General features: G+C 69.7%; 2 protein-coding genes and 1 pseudogene. All 3 read right to left on the bottom strand.

The genetic code is table 11. The features are described from left to right. Positions 1 to 326 (bottom strand): cytochrome c biogenesis protein CcsA (ccsA, locus tag ACLJZ5_RS21905; RefSeq protein ID WP_410959022.1); only part of this gene is annotated, 326 nt, incomplete at its 3' end. A 51-nt stretch (positions 327 to 377) separates the two neighbouring features. Beyond that, a complete protein-coding gene (ccmB, locus tag ACLJZ5_RS21900) occupies positions 378 to 1,037 on the bottom strand; it encodes a heme exporter protein CcmB (protein WP_000990033.1) in 660 nt (219 codons plus the stop codon). After that, positions 1,034 to 1,186, bottom strand: a pseudogene (locus ACLJZ5_RS21895) (heme ABC transporter ATP-binding protein CcmA); the annotation flags it as partial. The pseudogene ACLJZ5_RS21895 and the gene ccmB, both read right to left, overlap by 4 nt.

Genomic DNA, 1,186 nt, shown 5'->3' with positions numbered 1-1,186 from the left:
CCCAGCGCGATGAAGGTGTACACCGCCCCCACCGGCGCCATCGCCGCGACGGCAAGGCTGGCCATTTTCATCTGCCAGACCAGCCCGGTAAACGCCGCCACCGCCATCGCCGCATAGATACCCATTGACCAGATGGCCGCCGGGACATGCAGGTACATAATGCGGTAGCCCTCCCCCTGCTGGTAGTCCGCCGGGGCGAAACCAAAGCCCCGGACCCAGCCGGTGGCCAGCGCGATGATGCCGGCCGCCGCCAGCCACGGCACGAGCCTGCCGCAAATCTGATACAGCCGGGGCGGCGCCGCCAGCTGATGAAGGGTTTTCCACATAGTCGTCACCTGACCTCCTGAAACCAGTAAAATGTCCGTCGCGCCGGGGCGCTACTGCACGCTGAGGCGCAGCGCCGCCGCGGTGGCGAACGGGCTTAACGTCGCGCTGCCCGCCAGCAGCGCCCCCAGCACCGCCAGATAGCCGTCAGCGGGTAAATGCATCGATGCCGCGTCCATCGCCGCGGCGGCGAAAATCAGCACCGGGACACTCAGCGGCAGCACCAGAATGCCCAGCAGGACGCCGCCGCGCCGCAGCCCGGCCGTCAGCCCGACGCCCGGCGCGGCGAGAAACCCCAGCGCCGGCGTGCCGAGCAGCAGCGTCAGCGCCATGATTTTCCAGCCGTACACGTCCATCCCCAGCAGCAGCGCCACCAGCGGGGAGAGCATAATCAGCGGCAGGCCGGTCACCGCCCAGTGGGCCAGCACCTTCGCCAGCACCACCGCCGGCAGCGGCACCGGCAGCAGCATCAGCTGCTCCAGGCTGCCGTCCTGCAGGTCGTCGCGAAACAGCCGCTCCAGCGCCAGCAGCGAGGCCAGCAGCGCCGCCACCTGGATGATGCCCGGCGCGATACGCGCCAGCAGCTGCGGCTGCGGCCCGACGCTTAACGGAAACAGGGTGATGACCATCAGGAAGAACCACAGCGGGCCGGCGATGTCCGCGCCGTGGCGGAACGCCACGCGCAGTTCGAGACAGAAGACACGCCACATCACAGCCCGGCCTCCCCGCCGGTCAGCGCCAGGCGGCGGACGGTATCCGCGGCCCCCGGCAGCGGCTGGTGGGTGGTGAGAATGACCATCCCGCCCTGCGCCGTGTGCGCCGCCATCCGCCGGGTGAGGCGCGCCACGCCGTTAACGTCAAT

Source organism: Salmonella sp. 5800 (genome assembly GCF_046558195.1).
GTDB lineage: Bacteria > Pseudomonadota > Gammaproteobacteria > Enterobacterales > Enterobacteriaceae > Salmonella > Salmonella enterica.
Note: the sequence above shows the minus strand (reverse complement) of the source record. Positions and strands in the feature narration are given on the sequence as shown.